At 62.2% G+C, this 18,135-nt stretch carries 17 protein-coding genes; 8 read left to right on the forward strand and 9 right to left on the reverse strand.

What is annotated here, in order from left to right; translation table 11 throughout:
• The first annotated feature begins 230 nt into the window (after nucleotides 1-230).
• The 6 genes from K529_RS21840 to K529_RS21865 all read left to right on the forward strand — a co-directional run bounded on the left by K529_RS21840 (nucleotide 231) and on the right by K529_RS21865 (nucleotide 7,759).
• Nucleotides 231-1,220: a BMP family protein gene (locus K529_RS21840; RefSeq protein WP_046002264.1), complete on the forward strand. Its 990-nt coding sequence runs from the start codon at nucleotides 231-233 to the stop codon at nucleotides 1,218-1,220.
• Between the two features lie 79 nt (nucleotides 1,221-1,299).
• Nucleotides 1,300-2,817 (forward strand): ABC transporter ATP-binding protein, encoded by a 1,518-nt coding sequence (locus K529_RS21845; protein WP_046002263.1) that lies wholly within the window; start codon nucleotides 1,300-1,302, stop codon nucleotides 2,815-2,817.
• Nucleotides 2,817-3,866, forward strand: coding sequence for an ABC transporter permease (locus tag K529_RS21850; protein ID WP_046002262.1), 1,050 nt, complete (start codon nucleotides 2,817-2,819; stop codon nucleotides 3,864-3,866). Before K529_RS21845 ends, K529_RS21850 begins: the two co-directional genes overlap by 1 nt.
• Complete coding sequence (locus K529_RS21855) at nucleotides 3,863-4,807, forward strand: ABC transporter permease (RefSeq protein WP_005610212.1); 945 nt, start codon at nucleotides 3,863-3,865, stop codon at nucleotides 4,805-4,807. The genes K529_RS21850 and K529_RS21855 overlap by 4 nt, the downstream gene beginning before the upstream one ends.
• Before the next feature lie 139 nt (nucleotides 4,808-4,946).
• The gene (locus K529_RS21860; RefSeq protein ID WP_005610214.1) at nucleotides 4,947-5,909 is read left to right on the forward strand and encodes a TAXI family TRAP transporter solute-binding subunit; all 963 of its coding nucleotides are present in this window, start codon (nucleotides 4,947-4,949) and stop codon (nucleotides 5,907-5,909) included.
• 65 nt (nucleotides 5,910-5,974) lie between these two features.
• The gene (locus tag K529_RS21865) at nucleotides 5,975-7,759 is read left to right on the forward strand and encodes a TRAP transporter permease (protein WP_046002261.1); all 1,785 of its coding nucleotides are present in this window, start codon (nucleotides 5,975-5,977) and stop codon (nucleotides 7,757-7,759) included.
• Here the strand turns inward: K529_RS21865 and K529_RS23365 are convergent.
• The 3 genes from K529_RS23365 to K529_RS21875 all read right to left on the reverse strand — a co-directional run bounded on the left by K529_RS23365 (nucleotide 7,756) and on the right by K529_RS21875 (nucleotide 10,481).
• Entirely contained in the window at nucleotides 7,756-7,893 is a 138-nt protein-coding gene (locus K529_RS23365) for a DUF2256 domain-containing protein (protein WP_080929583.1), read from the reverse strand. The two genes, K529_RS21865 and K529_RS23365, sit on opposite strands and share 4 nt — an antisense overlap.
• A gap of 4 nt (nucleotides 7,894-7,897) precedes the next feature.
• Nucleotides 7,898-9,409: an FAD-binding domain-containing protein gene (locus tag K529_RS21870; RefSeq protein ID WP_046002260.1), complete on the reverse strand. Its 1,512-nt coding sequence runs from the start codon at nucleotides 9,407-9,409 to the stop codon at nucleotides 7,898-7,900.
• Nucleotides 9,410-9,512: 103 nt separating this feature from the next.
• A complete protein-coding gene (locus K529_RS21875; protein ID WP_005661777.1) occupies nucleotides 9,513-10,481 on the reverse strand; it encodes a sodium-dependent bicarbonate transport family permease in 969 nt (322 codons plus the stop codon).
• Between the two features lie 96 nt (nucleotides 10,482-10,577).
• Between K529_RS21875 and K529_RS21880 the strand changes: the two genes are divergently transcribed.
• Nucleotides 10,578-11,489: a hydrogen peroxide-inducible genes activator gene (locus K529_RS21880; protein ID WP_046002259.1), complete on the forward strand. Its 912-nt coding sequence runs from the start codon at nucleotides 10,578-10,580 to the stop codon at nucleotides 11,487-11,489.
• A gap of 106 nt (nucleotides 11,490-11,595) precedes the next feature.
• Nucleotides 11,596-12,261, forward strand: coding sequence for a L,D-transpeptidase (locus K529_RS21885; protein ID WP_005633274.1), 666 nt, complete (start codon nucleotides 11,596-11,598; stop codon nucleotides 12,259-12,261).
• Nucleotides 12,262-12,281: 20 nt separating this feature from the next.
• Here K529_RS21885 and K529_RS21890 read toward each other — a convergent pair whose 3' ends face one another.
• From K529_RS21890 to tsaA, 6 genes are all read right to left on the reverse strand, one after another.
• A complete protein-coding gene (locus K529_RS21890; protein ID WP_225265214.1) occupies nucleotides 12,282-12,512 on the reverse strand; it encodes a hypothetical protein in 231 nt (76 codons plus the stop codon).
• 17 nt (nucleotides 12,513-12,529) lie between these two features.
• Complete coding sequence (locus K529_RS21895; RefSeq protein WP_052699529.1) at nucleotides 12,530-14,152, reverse strand: ABC transporter ATP-binding protein; 1,623 nt, start codon at nucleotides 14,150-14,152, stop codon at nucleotides 12,530-12,532.
• A complete protein-coding gene (locus tag K529_RS21900) occupies nucleotides 14,149-14,937 on the reverse strand; it encodes an ABC transporter permease (protein WP_040643604.1) in 789 nt (262 codons plus the stop codon). The genes K529_RS21895 and K529_RS21900 overlap by 4 nt, the downstream gene beginning before the upstream one ends.
• A gap of 59 nt (nucleotides 14,938-14,996) precedes the next feature.
• On the reverse strand, nucleotides 14,997-15,998 hold the full coding sequence (locus K529_RS21905) for an ABC transporter permease (protein ID WP_080929581.1): 1,002 nt from the start codon (nucleotides 15,996-15,998) through the stop codon (nucleotides 14,997-14,999).
• Between the two features lie 26 nt (nucleotides 15,999-16,024).
• A complete protein-coding gene (locus tag K529_RS21910; protein ID WP_046002258.1) occupies nucleotides 16,025-17,545 on the reverse strand; it encodes an ABC transporter substrate-binding protein in 1,521 nt (506 codons plus the stop codon).
• An 85-nt stretch (nucleotides 17,546-17,630) separates the two neighbouring features.
• Nucleotides 17,631-18,104 (reverse strand): tRNA (N6-threonylcarbamoyladenosine(37)-N6)-methyltransferase TrmO, encoded by a 474-nt coding sequence (gene tsaA, locus K529_RS21915; RefSeq protein ID WP_040643799.1) that lies wholly within the window; start codon nucleotides 18,102-18,104, stop codon nucleotides 17,631-17,633.
• Between the last annotated feature and the right edge of the window lie 31 nt (nucleotides 18,105-18,135).

Below are 18,135 nucleotides of genomic sequence, written 5' to 3' on the forward strand. Positions count from 1 at the left end.
AATTGTGAAATAATGTTGCGTGAAATATGCGCAAAGAGACAGAAAATTTTTCACCTATTTGTCTCTGATGTGCATAACATTTGACCAAACGGTCAAAAAGAAGGCGAACAACGCCGATGATCGTCATTCAGCGCGGACCGGAGGAGGGTTGCGCTGGCTGGGCGATCAAACTGAGGGAATGATCACCAGAATAGACACAAGCGAAAAATGATCTGTGGAGGAGAACAATCATGAAAAAGCCAGGTCTCGATCGAAGAACAATTCTGAAAAGTGGTGCGGCCTTGGGCGCGGCCTCTTTGTTGCCAGCCCCGATGGTCATGGCGCAAGCGCCGATCAAGGTGGCGGGGGTGCATGCCTCACCCGTTGAGAATGCTTGGAATTCGCGTCTGCATGTGGCGATGTTGGAAGCGGCAGAGCGCGGCGAGATTGAATATGTCTTCTCCGAAGGGATTGCCGGGACCGATTATGCCCGTGCAATGCGGGAATTTGCCGAACAGGGCGCGCAGGTGATCGTGGGCGAGGCCTATGCGGTCGAGCGCGAGGCGCGGCAGGTTGCGGGTGACTACCCGGAGACACGGTTTGTGATGGGCTCCAGCGGCAAGCCGCAGGGCGACAATTTCGGCACCTTTGGCACATGGAACCATGAGGCCGCCTATTTGTGCGGCATGCTGGCCGGTAAAATGAGCCAGTCCGGGGTGTTTGGGGCGGTGGGCGCAATCCCGATCCCCGAGGTGAACATGCTGATCAACGGCTTTCGCCAAGGGGTGGATGCGGTGCGCCCGGATGCAAAACACCTGATCAACTTTATCGGTACGTTTTTTGACCCGCCCAAGGCGCGCGAGGCGGGGCTGGCGCAGATCGATTCTGGTGCGGATATCCTGTTTGGCGAACGCATCGGCACTGCTGACGCCGCCAAGGAGCGCGGCATCAAGGCGGTGGGCTCGCTCACGGATTATTCCGAGCGCTACCCGGAGACGGTGTTCTCTAATGCGATCTGGAACTTTGGCCCGATCCTGGGTGCGGCACTTGCGGATCGCGCGGCGGGCAAGTCCAGCGGCGAGGATTACACCCGTTTTGGCCTCATGAAAGAGGGCGGCAACGATATCTCCTTTGTGGCCTCGATGGTGCCGGAAGACGCGATTGCACCAATGGAAGAGGTCCGCGCCGCCATCAAGGCGGGTGAGTTCGAGGTCGATATCAACTTCGACGAGCCAGCCTGAGCTTTCCAAACACATTGCCCAAGGCGCAGGGCCCCCTCTGCGCCTGACATCCTACAGCACATGTTCAGGAGGCACCGACATGTCTGAACCCGTTGTGCTGCATCTGGATTCCGTGACCAAACGGTTCGGGTCCTTTGCGGCGAATGACAATATCTCCATCACGCTGCACCGGGGCGAGGTGGTGGCGCTGCTTGGGGAAAACGGCGCGGGCAAGACGACGCTGATGAACATCCTCTTTGGGCATTACGTGCCGGACGAGGGCGAGGTCTATATCAACGGCAGCAAAATCGCGCAGGGCAAGCCCAAGGAGGCGATTGCAGCGGGTGTGGGCATGGTGCACCAGCATTTCTCGCTGGCCAAGAACCTCACGGTGCTGGAAAACGTCATGACCGGGACCGAGCCGCTATTGGGGTGGAAATCGGACACCGCCAAGGGCCGTCAGAAGCTCAGGGCGCTGGAGCAGAAATTCGGCCTGAGCGTCGATGCGGATGCACGGGTGGGCGATCTGTCGGTGGGCGAGCAGCAGCGGGTGGAGATCCTGAAGGCGCTTTATAATGACGCGCGCATTCTGATCCTTGATGAGCCGACGGGTGTTTTGACGCAACAGGAAGCGGAGGGGCTGTTTCAGACCCTGCGGGTGATGGCGCAGGACGGTTTGTCGATCATCTTTATTTCGCACAAGCTCAATGAGGTCATGAAGGGGGCCGACCGTGTGGTGGTGCTTCGGGCGGGCAAGGTGATTGCGGAGCGCGCCACCTCGCAGACCAGCAAAGAAGAGCTGGCCGAACTGATGGTGGGCCGCCGGGTGGAACGCCCGGTGCGCGAGGCCAGCACGCCGGGCGCGGTGGTGGTCCGGGCGCGCGATGTTGTGGTGCAGGCCGGGGCGGTGACGCGGTTGAGCGGGATCAGTTTTGATATCCGCGCCGGAGAAACGCTCGGGATTGTGGGGGTCTCTGGCAACGGGCAGGCGGCGCTGTGTGATCTGGTGGCGGGCGTGGTGCAGGCGGACAGTGGAGCATTTGAGATCGACGGCCAGCCCGTCGCGCAGCTAACTCCGCGCGATCTGAGCGGCATGAACGTGGGCCGCACGCCCGAAGATCGCAACACCCAAGGTGCCGTTGGAGAGCTGACCTTGTGGGAAAACGCGGTGCTGGAGCGGATCAGCGATCCGCGGTTTTCGCGCCAAGGGTTTCTGAGAAAGGCCCCCGCGCGGGCCTATTGTCAGGAGTTGATTGAACGCTTTGACGTGCGCGGTGGCACCCCAAACAGCCGCATCAGCCTCCTGTCGGGGGGCAATATGCAAAAGCTCATTCTGGGGCGCAGCCTCGCGCAGCGCCCGGTGTTCCTGTTGGCGGCGCAGCCGACACGCGGGCTGGATGAGGGCGCGATTGCCGCCATTCACGAAGATATCCTTGCAGCGCGTAAGGGCGGCACGGCGGTGCTGCTGGTGTCAGAAGATCTCGACGAGGTGATCTCGCTCTCGGATCGGATTATGGCGATCCACGCCGGGCGGTTGTCGCCTGCGGTGGATGCACAGGGCGTGGATGCGCGCCAGCTTGGCCTGATGATGGCCGGGGAATGGGGAGGGATGCGCTGATGCGGATCGAACGCAGGCAAAACCAGCCAACGGCGCTGTTGATCGTGGCCCCGATGTTGGCGGTGCTGGCGGCGCTGTCGCTGGCGGGAATTTTGATTGCACTGGCGGGCGTGCCGGTGCTGGCGGCGTATAAATCGCTGTTTGTGGGGGCCTTTGGGTCCAAGTTTGCCATCACCGAGACCCTGACACGGGCCACGCCCTTGATCGTGACCGGGCTGGCGGCGGCGGTCGCCTTTCGTGCGCGGATCTGGAATATCGGCGCGGAGGGGCAGTTTTATATGGGCGCGCTGCTGGCCACGGTGTTTGGCTTTCAGAACTTTCTGGGCCTGCCGTCCTTCGCGCTGATCCCTGCGCTGTTTCTGGCGGGCGCGCTGGCGGGCATGGTGATGCTGGTGATCCCGCTGGGCTTGCGGCTGCGCTTTGGCGTTGACGAGGTGGTGACGACCCTTCTGCTGAATTTCGTGGTGCTGTTGTTTGTGTCGATGATGCTGGATGGCCCGATGAAAGATCCGCTGGCCTTTGGCTGGCCGCAATCGGTGCCGATTGTCGACGAGGGGCTCTTGCCCAAAATCATCGAGCGCACACGCCTGCATCTGGGGCTGATCATCGCGATTGCAGCGGCGGTGCTGATCTATGTCATCAATGCCTTTACCGTCTTTGGGCTGGAGGCCAAGGCCGCCGGGTTCAACCCCGCTGCGGCCAAATTTGCGGGCGTGCCGTTTCAGATGACGCTGATCAAAGTGGCCTGCCTGTCGGGCGGTCTGGCCGGGCTTGCGGGCGCAATCGAGGTGATGGGCGTCAAGGGGCAGCTCTCCAATGATCTGTCGGCGTCGTTTGGCTATACGGGCATCGTGGTGGCGATGCTGGCGAGCCTTAATCCCATTGGCGTGATCTTTGCCGCCATCTTTACCGCGATGATGTTTGTCGGCGCAGAGAGCATGAGCCGCAGCTTTGGCATCCCCAGTTTCATCGCGGATGTGGTGGTGTCGCTGTCGCTGCTGACGATGCTGGTGGCGATCTTTTTCTCCAACTACAGGATTCGCAAATGACTGATATCTTTGACATCCTGTTTACGGTTGGCCTGTGGTCCTCGGTGCTGCGGATCGCAACGCCGCTGATCTTTGGCACGCTGGGAGCCCTTTTGTGCGAGCGGGCAGGGGTGCTCAATCTCGGCATTGAGGGCATCATGACCTTTGGGGCGATGATCGGCTGGCTGGCGGTGTTTCAGGGCGCGGACCTGTGGGTCGGGCTGCTGGTGGCGGCGCTGGCGGGTGCGCTGTTTGGTCTGTTGCATGCGGGGCTGACGGTGACGCTGGGGCTGTCGCAGCATGTGACGGGGCTGGGGATCACCCTCTTTGCGTCGAGCTTTAGTTACTACATCTTTCGCATCGCGATCCCGGCGCAGAACACGCCGCCCACGGTAGAGCCATTTCAGCCGCTCGATATTCCGGTGCTGTCGGATCTGCCCTTTGTGGGGCCTGCGCTCTTTAGTCAGACCGCGCCCACCTATCTGGCCATCGGCATTGCGATCTTCCTTGCGTATTTCCTCGCCCGCACGCCGATGGGGCTGGCGGTGCGGATCACCGGTGAAAACCCTCATGCCGCCGAAGCGCAGGGCGTCGATCCAATCCGGGTGCGCTATGGTGCGGTGATGGCGGGCAGTGCGCTGATGGCGGTGGGCGGCGCGTTTTTGACGCTCTCGGCCTTTAACAGCTTCTTTCCGACCATGATGCAGGGGCGGGGCTGGATCTGTATTGCGCTGGTGGTGTTTTCCACATGGAAACCGGGCCGTGCCATTCTGGGCGCGCTGCTCTTTGCGCTGTTTGATGCCTATCAGCTGCGGTTGCAGAATGTGCTGGGGCAGGTGGTGCCGTATCAGATCTTCCTGATGATGCCCTATCTGTTGTCGATTCTGGCGCTGGTCCTCATGTCGCGCAGCGCGCGTGTGCCGCAGGCCTTGATGCAGCCTTATCGCAAGGGAGAGCGCTAGGCGCTTGATATTGCAGTTGACGCCAGCCGCCGCACGGCGTTCTCTGTCGCCGAGACCGCACGGAGGCGGCGGTCAGCACGATAAAGCGGCAGATGATGCCAAGACCGGGCTGTCACAGACCGGAACGGAGGACCCACCCATGACCAAGTTTTTCAAAACACTCTCAGCCACGCTGGCGGCGGGTGTGATGCTCGCGGGCACCGCCCAAGCCGAGACCCGCGTGACCTATAAATCCGCCAAGAGCGGGTCGTCCTATTACCAGATGGGGGTCGAGCTGGCTGAGGCGATGAAGGCGGGCACCAATGGCGATATCATCGTCACCATCGAGGAAAGCCAAGGGTCCACGCAGAACGTCATGGAAGTGCGCGCGCGCGGCGGCGATTATGTCTTCACCACGCCGCCGGTGCTGGTGTCGCTGGCACAAAAGGGCAAAGGCCCGTTTGATGGCAAATCCGCGCCGCAGTTTGATGAAATCCGCGCGCTGTTCCCGATCCCGTCGCTGACCATGCATTTTGTGATGGCAGGCGAAGGCGGTGCCGCCTCGCTTGACGATCTGGAGGGGCAGACGCTCCTGTTGGGCAAAGGCTCCTTTGGTGCGACCGAGGGCGAGAAATACCTGACTCTCTTTGGTCTGGCCGACAAGGTCGAGATCGCGGATGCGGAACTGTCGAATGCGGTGGCGGCGCTGAAGAACGGCCAGATCGGGGCGTTTGTGACCGCAGGGTCCTTCCCGGCGCCGAATGTGGTTGAGGCCGCAGCCTCCACCCCGGTGCGGCTGGTGTCGTTGACGCCCGAACAGGTGGCGGAGACCAAGCGCACCAAGCTGGTGATCCCGGCGGGCACCTATGCGGGCCAGACCGAGGATGTGACCACCACCTCGCTGCCGGTGGCGGCCTTCACCACCACCAAGATGGACGAGGACACCGCCTATCAACTGACCCGCACCTATTGGGAGCAGAAGGCCGAAATGGCGGATACCTCTGCGTGGTGGAACGGTGTCACTGAGGAGCTGATGGCCAATATCACCACGCCGCTGCATCCGGGTGCGGTGCGCTACTACGAGGAAGCAGGCTTCACCCTCTCTGACGCGCAAAAGCAATAATCGACTGTCCAGCGCGCTTCGGGGTCGCTATCCCTGCGGCGCGCTGTTTCTTTTGAAGGCCCCCGATGACACATTTACCAAAAAGCCGCCTCGCGGCTGGCTTCTGGCTGCTGCTGGCCGCAGGGCTGGTGGCCTATCACCTCGCGCTTGTGTTTGCGGGGATCGTCCCGAACCTTGTGAGCCGCCCGCTGCATATGGCGTTTATCCTGCCCTTTGCGCTGGTCTTTGGCGTCACCGCGAGGGGGCGGTTTTATTCGGGGATTGTGCTGGCGGTGCTGGGCACGGGCGCGGCGATCTGGGTGGCGCTCAACGCGGATGCCTTGGGCGATCAATACGGCTTTCTTGAAGGGCGCGGGCAGGTGGTCATTGCGGTGATCCTCTTGGCTGTGGTGCTGGAGACCGCGCGGCGTGCGATTGGCTGGCCGCTGCCGGTGGTGGCGGCGCTGGCGCTTTTGTACGGGCTGTTTGGGCAGCATATTCCGGGTGAATTTGGCCATTCCGGCACCCCATTGGAGAGCTTTCTCGGCACGCTCACCATTGCCGAAGGCGGCATCTGGGGTTCGCTGACGGGCGTGTCGGTGGGCGTGGTGTCGATCTTTGTGATCTTTGGCGCGGTTCTGAACGCGGGCGAAGCGGGGCAGGGGTTCATGAATGTCGCGGGCGCGGCGGCGGGGCGGCTGAAGGGCGGTGCGGCCAAGGTCTCGGTGATTTCCTCGGCGCTCTTTGGGTCCATCTCCGGGTCGGCCTCGGCCAATGTGGCCTCGACGGGGGCGATCACCATGCCCGCGATGGTGCGGCTGGGCTATCCCAAGCGACTGGCGGCAGCGGTGGAGGCGGTGGCCTCCTCGGGCGGGCAGATCATGCCACCCTTGATGGGGGCGGGGGCCTTTGTGATGGTGGAGCTGACGGGTGTGCCTTACACGGCGATCATGGCGGCGGCGGTGCTGCCGGCGCTGTTGTATTTCCTCGCGGTCTGGGTTGGCATCAATGCCTATAACCGCCGATTTGACCTTAAGGGCGTGCCCGAAGAAGACCGCCCCAAACGACGCGATGTGATCGTGACCTCGCTGTTTTTTCTCGTCCCGTTCAGCGTGCTTTTGTGGGCGATGTTCGGGGCCGGGTTCACACCGGAGTATGCGGCGGCGCTGTCGGTGCTGGCGGGGGCGATCCTGCTGCTGTTCAACGCCGAGATGACGTTTAAGCCGGGCCAGATCCGCGACCGGGCCTTGGCGGCACTGCTGAATGCGGCGCGGCAGGTGTCGATGATCGCGGCCATCATCTTGTGCGCGTCGATCATCATCGGGGTGCTGTCGATCACCGGGCTGGGGGTCAAGATCACCTCGTTGATCATCCAAGGATCTGGCGGGCTGCTCTGGCCGTCGTTGCTGCTGACGGCACTGGCCTGTCTGGTGCTGGGCATGGAGGTGCCGACCACGGCGGCCTATGTGATCTGCGTGTCGGTGGCGGGGCCTGCGTTGACGAAACTGGGGCTGGAGCCGTTGCAGGCGCATCTCTTTGTGTTCTGGTTTGCGCTGCTGTCGACGATCACGCCGCCGGTCTGTGGCGCGGTGTTCATTGCGGCGGGCATGATTGGCGAGAGCTGGCTCAAGGTGGCGCTGACGGCGATGTCGCTGGGGGTTGGTCTCTATTTGATCCCGCTGGGGATGGTGGCGAACCCGGCGATCCTGACCCTGGCCGATGATCCGCTGGGGGCGCTGTTGGCGCTGCTGCGCATGGGCGTAGGCCTGACGCTGGTTTCAGCGGGGCTGATTGGCGCGCGCGGTGTGCTGGGCACGGTCGGGCTTTGTGCGCTGGGGCTGTTGGTCACGTTTTCGGGGCTGTGGATTTAGCGCGCGCGTTTGCAGCGCTCGGAACAATAGCGCACCTCATCCCAGACCTTCGCCCATTTGCGCCGCCATGTGAACGGGCGCTGGCAGTGGGCGCAGATCTTGCGGGGCAGATCGGATTTCTTACGCATCTTCATGGGGCTAGTTCTCAAACGGCAGGCTGAGCTGATCGGGAGCGGACCGTGCCCCCTGTTGTGTGTCCTTGGTGTTGCGGCGCGTTGGTTTGCGGCTGGCGTGTTTGGCAAGGATGCCTTTGGCCTCTTGGCGGAAGCCGCCAGAGCGGCGCACCGCCCAGATCTGATCGCGGGCCGCGCGGGCGGCACTCAGGTGATCGATGATGGGGTGCGGATAGGCCTTCCCCAGCACCGCAGAGGCGTTTTCAGCCTTCCATGGCTCTTGCAGGTGGTGGTCGGGGATGGCCGCGAGTTCCGGCACCCAGCGGCGGGTAAACGCCCCGGTGGGGTCTTGGTCCTTGCCCTGTTTGACCGGATTATAAATGCGCGGCGTGTTGATGCCGGTGGTGCCCGATTGCATCTGCACCTGACTCCAGTGGATGCCCGGCTCGTAATCGGTGAAGCGACGCGCCAGCACGAGGCCGGGCGCGCGCCAATCAAGCCAGAGATGATAGCTCGCCACCGACATCACCATGGCTCGCATCCGAAAGTTGAGCCAACCGGTGGCGTTGAGGCAGCGCATGCAGGCATCCACAAAGGGCAGGCCGGTTTCGCCCTCGGCCCAGGCGTGCAGGCGGGTGCTGTCTGGGGTGGTGGGGCGCAGGCCATCATAGGCACGGTGCATGTTTTCATGCTCGATGCGCGGCTCATCCTCGAGCTTTTGGATAAAGTGGCAGTGCCAGTGCAGCCGCCCCAAAAAAGAGCGCAGCGATTGCTGCCAGTTGCGCGGCAATTCGGGGTCGCTTTGGCGCTGCCACGTGGCCTGCGTTACCTCCCGCAGCGACAGGCTGCCCCATGCCAGATGCGGCGAGAGGCGTGAACAGGCGCGCGCGCCCTGAAGCGGTGAGGACATCGCCCAGCGGTAGGGCTCTGCCCGCGTGTTGAGGAAGGAGCGCAAGCAAGACTGCGCCACCGCACGCCCGCCCGGTTGACGGTCGGGGCAGGGGTCCTGCGCCAGATGCAATGCGCGGGCGGTCGGGATGGTGCCGAGATCCAGATCAAGCGGGGCAAGGGGGCTGGCCTCTGCAAGAGGTTCCGCCATAAAGCGATCCCATGTTGTGGCCCAGCCATTGCGCGAGCGCAGGCGGCGATGGACACCGTTCTGGCGCAGCTCTGTCCAAGGGAGCGCATTGTCACGACACCATGCGCCGACGCGCAGATCGCGCTGATAGGTCCAGGCGTTGCCGGTTTCCTCATGCGACCAGAGGGCGGTGGCGCTATAGTGCTGGACCATATCGCGCAGCACCGTGACCGCATCCCCCACCCGCACCACCAGGGGCTGACCAAGGCGGGCAAGATCCGCGCGCAGGCTCTTAAGGGTTTCGGCGATAAACGCCCAGTGCCGGGCGGAGCTGTCCGCCTGCGCCCAAAGCTCCGGTTCGACAATATAGAGCGGCAGGACCGGACCGCGCTGACTGGCCGCCGCCAGCGCGGGATGATCCGCGACCCTCAGGTCTCTTTTGAACCAGACGATATGCACGCGACGCCCCTTTTACCTCCGTCGGAGGAGATACGGCGCGGGGGCGGGGGTGGATGAGTTTTCCCCGCCCTTCTGTGCGGGCAGCGGGGTCATGCGGGACCGATCAAACCAATCCGGCCAGCCAGAGGTAAAGCGGCAGGCCCAGCGTGATGTTGAACGGAAAGGTCACCCCCAGCGACAGCGTCAGATAGATGCCGGACTCCGCCTGAGGCAGGGCGATCTTCATCGCTGCGGGCACCGCGATATAGGAGGCAGACGCCGAGAGCACCATCAGCAGGAACAGGCTGCCGGTCTGCAGCCCAATGGCCGCGCCAAGCACCATCGCCAAGAGCGCGCCGACAATGGGCATCATCAGACCAAAGCCAAACAGCCCGGCGCTGAGCAGATGCCGATTGCGCAGCAGGCTGCGGCCTGCGGACAGCCCCATATCCAACAGAAACAGACACAGGATGCCAGTAAAGGGCGTCACCACAAAGGGGGCGATCATCTCCATGCCTTTGTCCTGTGTGAGCATTCCGATCACAAACGCGCCGGTCAGCAGCACCACGGAGCCATTGGCAAAGAGGTCACGCATCGGCACCGCGCCAGCCTCTTTGGTGCCGCTGAAACGATGCGCGATCCACAGTGCGGACAGAATTGCGGGCACCTCCATCGAGGCGGCGACCGCGACCATATAGCCATCAGAAGCAATCCCCGACAGATCCAGCAGGCTGGAGGCGGCAACGAAGGTGACAATGGAAATCGAACCATAATGTCCCGCAACCGCTGCCGCGTTGAGCGGGTTCAGTCGCGTTATGCTCCGCAGCAGCGCATAGGCGATAAAGGGCAGCAGAAAGGACAGCACCAACCCGGCACCAAGGGCGGCAAAGACATCGGCGCTGAGCCCGTGTTGAGCAAGGCTGTGACCGCCCTTAAACCCGATGGCAAGGAGCAGGTAGAGCGACATGAATTTGGCGGCCCCTTCGGGAATCGACAGATCGCTGCGCACTGCCGCCGCGATCAGCCCCAACACGAAGAACAGGATTGTGGGCACCATGAGGTTGCCGATCAGGCTATGGAAGATTTGCGTCATCTGAGGCTCCGAATGTTCAGTTCGGCCCCTGTTGCCTGAAACGCTCGCATAGCTAAAATACAAAGAACAGGTAGATTACATATCTTGAGGCTATGAATGAGACCCACCCTGCGCCAGATGCAATATATCGTCGCGGTTCATCAGCTGGGCAGCTTTGGTCTGGCGGCAGAGGCCATGCATGTGAGCCAGCCGAGCCTGTCGAACCAGATCGCCGCAGTGGAGGCGGAGCTGAAGATCCGGCTGTTTGAGCGGGGACGGGGCGGGGTGCAGACCACCGCCAAGGGGCTGGAGTTCATCACCCGCGCCCGCCGCATCCTTGCGGAGGTGGAGACCCTGCGCGGGGTGATGCAATCCGACGTGGCCTTTGGCGGGCGGTTGCGGCTTGGGGTGTTGCCCTCGATCGGGCCGTATCTTTTGCCACAGGCCATGAAGGCGCTCCACCAGGAAGAGCCGGATCTGCGGGTGATCGTGCGCGAGGAAAACACGCTGAACCTCGATGAGGGCATCCGCAACGGGCGTTTTGATGCGATAATTTCAACACCGGAGGATCATCCCAACACCCACCAGCACCCGCTGTTTCTGGAGCCGCTCTGGGTTGCGGTGGCGCGCGATCACCCGTTGGCGCACCGGGATGGCATCGGGCCGGAGCAGTTGCAGGGTCAGCGGCTTTTGACGCTGGACACCGGCCACCGGCTGGCCCGGATTGTATACGGGATTGCGGGGCTCAGCGGCGGCATCGTTTCGGATGATTACGAGGGCACCAGCCTTGATTCCATTGTCTTAATGGCCGCGACCGGCGCGGGCATCGGCATTCTGCCCGACCTTTTTGCGCGCAGGCAGGCGGTGCATCGCAGCGAAGTGCATGTGATGCCGCTGCGGATGCAGGACGCCAACCGCACCATCAGCCTGCTGTTGCCGCGTGATCACGACAAAGGCCCCGAACAACCTCTGGCCACAATCCTGCGCCGCTCTGCGCGGGAGCTGACCTTGCAGGTGATTGAGAGCTGAAGTGCGCGACATGCGCGCGCAGAGAAGGGAACTGAGCAGATTGTGATACGTTGAAACGCTGAAACTGCGCTAAGATATGCTGTATTCTAAGTTATGGAGATTGCCGATGCTGACTCGACGCCATTTCATTGCCACTTCTACGGCATTGTTTTCGGCCCCCCTGACCGCCTATCCCGCGCTTGCGGCGGGGCGGCCCAGTGCGGCGCAAATGAACGCGTGGGACAAGCGGGTGATCCCAGCCGGGTATGATGCGGCCACCACAAACCCGTGGGGGTTCCATCCACGGTTTTTGCCGCAGCGGGTCGAGGCGAATGACGGTTTGGTGCCCGGCGATATCCATGTGGATGCGGTGGCGCGCTACCTCTACCACATTGAGGAAGGCGGCACCGCGATGCGCTACGGCGTGGCGATTGCGCGCGGCAATCTTTATGAACCCGGTGTCTATGCCATTCGTCGCAAGGTGAAATGGCCCAATTGGACGCCGACACCTGCGATGATCAAGCGCGATCCGGCGGCATATCAGCAATATGCCAACGGGATGCCTCCGGGGCCGAAAAATGCACTGGGGTCACGCGCCCTCTATCTGTTTGAAGGCAACCGTGACACCTATCTGCGCATTCACGGCACGCCTTATCCCAATTCAATTGGCGGTCGGGCCAGCTCTGGCTGCGTGCGGATGGTGATGGCGCATATCATCGACCTCTATCCGAATGTGACGATCGGTTCGACGGCGCATCTGTATTCGGCCGAGGACAGCGTGACCTCGGCCTGATCGGGGACGCCGCGCGGGGGTTACTCGGCGCGGCTCACACAGATCGGGTTGCCCTTTGCCGTACGCAGGGGCAGGAGCGTGCTTTCAACCGGACCACGGTGAACATACCAATAACAGCCGTCTGCCTCTTGCAGGCGGGCGGTTGTCAGATCCTGCGCGGGTGCGGCAAGGGCCGCCACCTCTTCGGGCAGCGCGCCTACTGTGCCCGCGCCATCGACACAGGCGCCCAGACCAAGCAAAATGGCCCCGATTACACTAATTCTACTCTTCACGATCTTTCCCTTCTGACTGGTCTGTCCCCCATAAAAGCCGCGTGAATGAGCGAGGGGGTCGGCTCCACATTGGCACCCTGATCGGCGCGGCGCAACATTGCTGCAGGGGGCGGGGAGATCTGTCGCAGGGTCAGTTGCTGATCGGCGAGCGCCTGTGCCACCGCTGGCGCATGGGTGATCAGCAAGATGGATATGGCCGCGCGCTGTTTGAGGTCGCTTAGGGTTTTGATGACCTCAGCGGCCGCGCATTGATCCAGCGATGAGGTGGGTTCATCGGCAATGATCACCTGAGGTTGCACCAAAAGCGCGCGCGCAAGGCAGAGCCGCTGCGCCTCGCCACCCGACAGATCCCGTGTGAGACGCGCAAGGAAGGGCGCATCCGTCGGGAGTGATACTGCGGTCAGAGCGTTGCATATGGCGGTGCGTGTTGCGGGATCGCTGTGACGGGGGCGCTGGAACCAGCGCAGGCGACCCTGCGAAAGACTCAAGGCTTCGGCCAGGGTCTGAGCGACGGAAAAATGCGCGGTCAATGCGCGGTGCGGAAATTGCGAGACATAGCCGATCTGGCAGGGACAGGGGCCGGGACAAGGACGGAGGCGGGGGCTGGGGCGGGCAGGGCGTGTCGCCTCGGACCAGATGATCTGACCGGATTGGAGCGGCTCCATCCCAGCGATAAGTCTGGCGAGCGTGGATTTCCCGCAGCCGCTTGGACCCAGCACCGCAAGACATTCCCCGGCGCGCAGGGTGAAGCTCAGGTTGCGCAGCACCGGGCGCGCGCCATAGCGATGGGACAACTGATGCACCCGCAGCACATCGGGGCCTGAGGGCGCTGTCACCGTGCCCGGCGCAGTGTCACGTGGCTGCTGTATCATTGCGCGGCTTTTGGGATGCTGCGGCTGTCGCTGAAGGTCGCGGGGTGTACCGGTTTCAACGATGCGGCCTTGATCCAGAACGGCGATGTGATCGCAGACGGACAGCGCCAGCGCGGGGTCATGGGTGATCAGGATCTGCGCCCGTTGCGCGCGGCCATGCGCCATTGCCTTGACCGTCAGCGCCTGATTGGCCGGGTCCAGCGCGGCGGTGGGTTCATCCAAGATCAGGCATTTTGGTTTTGGCAGCAATGACAGGGCGATCAGGACTCGCTGGACCTCGCCGCCACTGAGATAGGCGGGCCGGCGTTGCAACAGGCCGTGCGGTAGGTTGAACGTCGCAAAGACCTGTTCGGGCGTGATGCCGGTGATCTGGTGCAGCGCCAGCACCTCGGCCACATGCGCCCGCATGGTAAGCTGCGGGTTGAGCGCGTCGCTCAGGCTTTGGGTGATCAGCCCGATCTGGTTGCCCCGAAGGTGGCGCATTTGTCCAACAGAAGCGCTGAGCACATCCGTGCCCGCCACAAGCGCCTGTCCCGACCAGTGAAACCCGCGATGTCGCGCTTTGTGGCGCAGGGTGCGGCTGGGCTGGCCTTCTAACAACCGCAACAACAGACGCGCGAGGCTGCTTTTCCCGGCACCAGACGGACCAAGCAGCGCCAGTGTTTCGCCCGTGGCGACCCTGAGATTGATGTCTTGCAACAGGGCCGTGTCGCCTACGCTAAGGCTGAGATTACGCAGCTCGATCATGGGTTTGGTCCTTGTCTCAGCCGCGCGTGGCGCTGTTGGCGTTGATCCAATGTGGTCAACACCAGCAAGAACCCCGTCAGACAAAGCGCGGGCGGCAACAGCAGCCATTGCCACGCAGGCGTGTGTAGATAGCCGGTCGCGTCTTGCAGCATGCTCCCCCACGTCAAAAGATCGCCAGCCGTTAGTCCCAAGAAGGCCAGCCCGGCCACGCGCATCACCGCCTGCACCACATTTTGCAGATATACTCCGGTGAGCGTCGGCAAGATTGCGGGCAGAATGTGGTGGAGCAGAAGATAAGGCCAGTTCGCCCCCATGTGGCGCGCAAGGCGGATGTTCTCGCGCCCTATCTCGCGCAGCAGGACAGAGCGCAAAATCCGCACATCGTCATGCCATGTCAGCACCGCCATCAGCAGGATGATCTCAACCGCGCCCGGTTGGTGCCACGCAGCAACAAGCAAGAGCAACAGGATCGAGGGCACGATCTCTGCCATATCAGTCAGATGCAGCACCACCGCGCGGCCCGTGTTTGGAAAGACAACCGCCAGCCCGGCCATGGTGAGGCCAATCAAAAGCGCAAGCGCTGCCGTCACCAGCGCCAGCCCAACCGTCACGGGGGTTGCGCGCAGCAGGCCCGTGAGCACGCTTTGGCCAATGTCGTTGGTGCCAAGCCAATGGCGCGCAGAGGGCGGTTGCAACGTGTCGACGCTGGTCACATAGGCGGGGAGCAGCGCGTCCGATGCGGCGATCAACAGCGTCAGGACCACAACGGCAAGCAGACCCAGCACCTGCCGCCTTTGGCGCGTTATCGTTTGAGGTATTCGGGGCGTTGGGGCACTCATATCCGCTACCCTCGGTGGGCCAATATGTCGGTCAGCGCATCAAAGACCCAGTTCAGGCTCAGCACCAGCGCCGCGAGCACCGCAATTGCGCCTTGCAGCAGGGCATAGTCGCGATCGAGCACCGCCTGATAGGTGAGCGAGCCGACACCGGGATAAGAGAAGATCACCTCGACAAAGAGGCTGGCCGTAAAGAGCGTTGCGACCGACTGACTGAGCCGGGCGCAGATCACTGGCAGCAGATTGCGCCCGTAATAGTCGCGCCGCTCGCGCCACCCAGAGATGCCACGGCTGCGGGCGTTGATCACAAAGGCGCGGCGCGACAGCCCCGCCGCCTCGCCCCGCACCACAAAGAAATAGCGCACCACCTCATGCAGCGCCAAGGCACAGGCAGGGAGGAGGGCGTGGCGGGCGACCTCTCGGGCATGAGGCCATGGGGCCTCTGCGGGAAACAGCGGCTCTGCGCCGCCTGTTGGCAGGATCGGCCAGAGGATCGCAAAACACAAAAGCAGCGCCATTGCCGTCACAAAGGGCGGCACACTGGCCAGCAAGCTCATCGCGGTGGTGATGATCCGGTCAAGGCGCGCGCCGGGGCGGCGGCCTGCTTCGATGCCAAAGATCACGCCGACACCCAGAAAAATGGGTGTTGCCAGTGCGATCAATAGCGCGGTCCATGGCAGAGCGTCGGCCAGCAGGCGGCTGACAGGCGCGCCGTGCAGGTGTGAATACCCAAAATCGCCGCGCAGCAGCCGCATGAGGTCGCGGCCGACCTGTTCGATCAGGGTGCCTCCAAGGCCCAATTGATCCCGCAAGGCGCTGCGTTCGCTCTCCTGAAGGTCGCGCTGAACGTCGGAATCCATCAGCACATCCAACGCGTCCCCCGGCAATAACCGGGGCAGAACCGACATCAAGACCAGCAGGAACACAAAGACCGCAAGGCGTTGCAGCAAACCGCGCAGCAGGGCCGCCGCCTTGCCGCGCGATATGCCAATGCCCGCTTTGGGCCGCATGGGACCATGCCCTCGCGTACGCGCATTCATTCCTCTAGCAGCATGTACTTATGCGTCGCGACAGGAATGCCGAGGGTGAGACCGTCGTCAAAGAACCACGGTTTGCTATCCGCATCATGCGCAATGGTGCGAGACACATTCAGGAGCATAATCGCGGGCAACTCTCTGGAGTAAAGGTGCTGAAACTTCGCCAGAAGGGCCGCGCGCCTATCTGGGTCCAATGCGCGCGCCTGTGCCTCGGCCAGCTGGCGCAACGTGCCATCACCCTGATATTGTTCGTTGTTCCAGCGGGTGCCAAAAACCCGCTCCAGAATGGTGACCGGATCGCCCAGGGTGCTGCCACCTGCAAGGATCAAATCGTAATCCTCGCCCGGTTTCATCTTGCGCAGGGCACCGCGCTCCAACACGCGGATCGAGACATCAAGGCCAAATGCGTCCAACTGATCCTTGATCACCTGCGCCAATGCCTCCTCTCTTCCGCTGGTGATCAGGCGCAAGGTCACGGGGCTGCCATTCTCAGCCCATCGCCCGGACGCCTCATCACGGCTCCAGCCTGAACGCATCAACAGGGCTGCGGCCTTGTCCGGGTCGTGGTTATACTGCAGCACGGTCTCGGCGTTGAACCAAGCGGAATTGTCCTGCAAATAGCCAAGGCTGGCGAGCGTTGCGCCCCTGCGATAGGCAATGTCGATCAACGCCTGACGGTCCAGAATGAAGGCCAGCGCCTGCCGTCGCTGCACGGATGAGAACAGACCCGCGTGATCGAACCGCAGCTTGATCGGGTGACCTGCGGGAGACATATCCACCTGCAAATCATGCTGCTTGGCATAGTCCACCAGACGAGTGGGCAGATCCGAAATCACGTTCACCTGACCTTTGGCGGCGGCCTCAATGGCGGCCTCGGGTTGCAGTTTGGCAATCAGGACTTCGTCGTATTTCTGCGCGCCGCCGTAGTAATTTTCGACGGCAGAAAACACATAACGCCCCTTGGCGTGCTCATGGCTGCTGAGCCGATAGGGGCCAGAGCCGATCATGGCGCGCGGGTCCGAAAAGCTGCGCGGATTGTCCTGCCCGCGATAAATATGCTGTGGTAGGATCGGCAGGCCGACCAAGACACTGGAGACAAAGCCTGCGTCGGGGGCGATCAACGTAATGCGCAGATCATCAGGCGACAGCGCCTCTATGGCGCTGACATTTGCCAGCGACACAAACGGGTGCGGATGCTGCGCCATATACTCAAAGGTAAAGGCCACATCGGCGCTGGTGATATCGGTTCCGTCGTGCCAGCGCGCCTGTGGATCAAGCGTGAGCTCTACGTGCAGGCCATCCTCCGACACCTGCCAGCTGCTGGCCAGCTCAGGCGCCAAGGCGCCGGATTTATCCTGCCCCAGAAGATTGTCGAACACAAAATGGGTCAGCATGTAGCCAAGCCCGCCGCGCGCTTGCAGATAGGGGGTGGCCAGACCCCAATCGGTGTTGCTGTTGGAAATCACCAGTCGTTTGGTTTCGGCAGGGTTTGCCATCGCCAGCGGGGTTTGCGTCGCCATAACCAAGCACAGGCCAAACGCGCGCAAAATGGGTCTCAATCGGTGTCCCATGAGGTCCTCCAATAAATGTCGTCAGGAAATGGGGCTAGCGATTGAGGGCTGGCTCAGAATGTGGGGGAATCCAGCCGATGGTTGCATCGGGGATATGATCAAGCTGTGGCACATAGGGTTTGATATCGATAACCGCGGTGCCGTCGATACAATCCAGTCCCTCCACCTGAAGTATGTTCTGATCATGCGCGATCAGCCGGGTCACGCTCATCGCAATCGGATTGGGGCGGTTTGGCGTGCGGCTGGCAAACACCCCGCGCTTGCTGCCGTTGCAGCCGGTGGCATCCAGATGTGGTTTACGGTTGGACAGATGCAGCCAGTAGAACACAATAAGATGCGAGGCGAGGTGAATATTATGCAACCCGGCGGCGTAATGTGGGAGCAATTCAATATAACTGGTGCCATCATTGCCCATCAAAGAGGCCGGACACTCCGCCAGCGTTTCAAATCCCGTGCGCAAATAGCCAATCGGGTCCAGTTGAATGCAAGGGGGAGAGGGGTTTGTCATCGGGCCACGTCCAATCAAGTTTGGGGAGCGG

The sequence above is a fragment of the Tritonibacter mobilis F1926 genome (genome assembly GCF_000376545.2).
Classification (GTDB): Bacteria; Pseudomonadota; Alphaproteobacteria; order Rhodobacterales; family Rhodobacteraceae; genus Epibacterium; species Epibacterium mobile.